Consider the following 2,711-nt stretch of genomic DNA (forward strand, 5'->3'; position numbering starts at 1 on the left):
AAGTTAGCAATATTTTAGCTTTAGAATTAAGCTGTGCAATATGAATTTTGAATTGTTTTTTATTAATTAAGAAAGTGGTCGGCGATGCAGGATTTGAACCTGCGACCCCTTGGACCCAAACCAAGTGCGCTACCAAACTGCGCTAATCGCCGATATTGAACTATTAAACCTCGTTTTCATTGAACACTCAAACTGTGTATTTGAGACCACTTTTTGAGAAAGTGGTCGGCGATGCAGGATTTGAACCTGCGACCCCTTGGACCCAAACCAAGTGCGCTACCAAACTGCGCTAATCGCCGATATTCTTTTTTGTAAATGGGGTGACTGATGGGGCTCGAACCCACGACAACCGGAATCACAATCCGGGGCTCTACCAACTGAGCTACAACCACCGCTATATTTACGTGTTTTCAAATGGTGCACCCAGAAGGATTCGAACCTTCGACCGACGCCTTAGAAGGGCGTTGCTCTATCCAGCTGAGCTATGGGCGCATCGAAAACTTCATAGTTTACCAATAAGCCAATCTATTATAATAGAATAGTTACCTGCTTTTCAGCATTTAACTTGTGACTGTATAGGATATACCCAAACCAATCATTACCATTCTTTATAAATGAGAAAGTGGTCGGCGATGCAGGATTTGAACCTGCGACCCCTTGGACCCAAACCAAGTGCGCTACCAAACTGCGCTAATCGCCGATGCTTACTATTGTTAGCGAGTGACCTCGTTGACAACGGGGTGCATAATAGTGATTTGACCGTGTCAGGTCAAACCTTTTTTTAAGAAAATAAATCAATCGGTCATTTTTAGTTCATAATGGTCAAATATTGTGACGATCAGCTAAAATTTCAACTGTTTTATATAATTAGCGGCTATATCAGAAAAGCAACTTGGCGCATTAGCGCTTTTCTGCGAAAATAGTAAGCATATTAAAAACGAGTAATAAAGAACGTGTTCTTTATTAGCATTATATTACCCCTATTTCTATATGCATTCGTTTTTTTAAAGTATCGGTATTAAGTTAACTAACCCCAATTAAAGGTCACCCATGACGGCAAACATCATCGATGGTAAGGCAATAGCTAAACAAGTACGCAGTGCAGTAGCACAAAGAGTAAGTGAACGTGTTGCAAACGGTTTGCGCGCACCTGGACTTGCAGTTGTACTTGTAGGGCAAGATCCTGCAAGCCAAGTTTATGTAGGTTCAAAACGTAAAGCCTGTGAAGAAGTTGGCTTTATTTCTAAATCATTTGATTTACCAGCAGATACAAACGAGCAAGCATTATTAGATTTAATTGATGAACTCAATAACGATGCACAAGTTGATGGTATTTTAGTACAACTTCCTCTTCCTGCTGGTCTTGATGTTGAAAGAATCCTTGAGCATATCACTCCACTCAAAGATGTTGACGGCTTTCATCCTTATAACATTGGCCGTTTAGCACAGCGTATGCCTGCTCTTCGCCCATGTACGCCAAAAGGTATTATTACACTGCTTGATTCGACCGGTGTAAAATACAAAGGCATGCATGCAGTTGTTGTTGGCGCTTCAAATATTGTTGGTCGTCCTATGGCATTGGAACTATTACTTGCAGGTTGTACAACCACTGTGTGTCATAAATTTACGCAAGATTTAGAAACTCATGTACGCCGTGCTGATCTGTTAGTTGTGGCAGTTGGTAAACCTGAGTTTATTCCTGGGGATTGGGTTAAAGAAGGTGCAATTGTGATCGATGTAGGCATTAATCGTTTAGATAGCGGCAAATTAGTCGGTGACGTACAGTATGAGATCGCTGAACAAAAAGCACATTTCATCACGCCAGTACCTGGCGGCGTAGGCCCAATGACAGTAGCAAGCTTGATTGAAAATACCCTTGAAGCCTGTGAAAAATACCATAGCTAATTAGCCTATAACGTCGCATCAAGAATTAACAAGGGATGCTGTTTAGCAACCCTTTGTTGTTATTTATGAGGCTATTTTAGCTGAGCGCTTGCGCCGTGTTAGCTTTAACAATTGCGGCAGCACAGAGAAGAAAATCATTAAAACCATAATCGTATATTGCCAAACTTGATAGTGCTCACTTAGTAATACCACGGCGCAAATAATACCTGCGATCGGATTAGCAATCGTACCGAAAGTAAACTCAACCACCGTCATCCGGCCAAGTAACCAAACATACAAGATATACGCAAGCGCTGTATTTGGCACAATTAACCAAAATAATGCAAGCCACTGTATTGAACTGACACCATTAGCAAGTACTTGATATTGTTGTGGATCAAAGTAAATAGCTTGAGTCATTGCTACTAATGATAACAATGATCCGCCAATGATCAGCTGCCATGTTAATACCGTCCACCAATGAGTGTGGGTAGACATTTTTTGCACTAAAGTACTACCAACAACAATTGTTAACAACGCACCAATTAAAGCGAATACTCCTAAGGCATTAATCGTGACATGCTGGGGATCAAATAATCGCCAAGCCAAAATCACTAATACAAGTGCGCACACCGATTGCAAAAACGCTGGACGCTGCTTTTTAAAAACCCACGCATAAATCAACGCAACCACAGGCACAGAGACCATACCAACACCGGCAATTGCCGCTGGTAAATTAACCGCCATAATAAAAATAAAACTAAAAAACAGGGCAATATTAACCACAGCTAATAATACTAAACCGCGCCACTGTTTTGCTTTAGGCC

General features: G+C 41.2%; 2 protein-coding genes and 5 tRNA genes. 1 reads left to right on the top strand and 6 read right to left on the bottom strand.

What is annotated here, in order from left to right; translation table 11 throughout:
* Positions 1–75 precede the first annotated feature (75 nt).
* The 5 genes from H5232_RS22790 to H5232_RS22810 form a co-directional block, all read right to left on the bottom strand.
* Positions 76–152 (bottom strand) — tRNA-Pro (locus H5232_RS22790).
* A 70-nt stretch (positions 153–222) separates the two neighbouring features.
* A tRNA-Pro gene (locus H5232_RS22795) sits at positions 223–299 on the bottom strand.
* 17 nt (positions 300–316) lie between these two features.
* Positions 317–392: transfer RNA gene (locus H5232_RS22800), tRNA-His, on the bottom strand.
* A gap of 23 nt (positions 393–415) precedes the next feature.
* Positions 416–492: transfer RNA gene (locus H5232_RS22805), tRNA-Arg, on the bottom strand.
* 131 nt (positions 493–623) lie between these two features.
* Positions 624–700 (bottom strand) — tRNA-Pro (locus tag H5232_RS22810).
* Positions 701–1,050: 350 nt separating this feature from the next.
* On the opposite strand from H5232_RS22810, the gene folD reads away from it, so the two are divergent.
* On the top strand, positions 1,051–1,905 hold the full coding sequence (gene folD, locus H5232_RS22815; RefSeq protein WP_149980758.1) for a bifunctional methylenetetrahydrofolate dehydrogenase/methenyltetrahydrofolate cyclohydrolase FolD: 855 nt from the start codon (positions 1,051–1,053) through the stop codon (positions 1,903–1,905).
* Positions 1,906–1,968: 63 nt separating this feature from the next.
* Here the strand turns inward: folD and H5232_RS22820 are convergent.
* Positions 1,969–2,711 (bottom strand): DMT family transporter (locus tag H5232_RS22820; protein WP_182831584.1); only part of this gene is annotated, 743 nt, incomplete at its 5' end.

Source organism: Pseudoalteromonas sp. SG41-5 (assembly GCF_014164495.1).
Lineage (GTDB): Bacteria > Pseudomonadota > Gammaproteobacteria > Enterobacterales > Alteromonadaceae > Pseudoalteromonas > Pseudoalteromonas rhizosphaerae.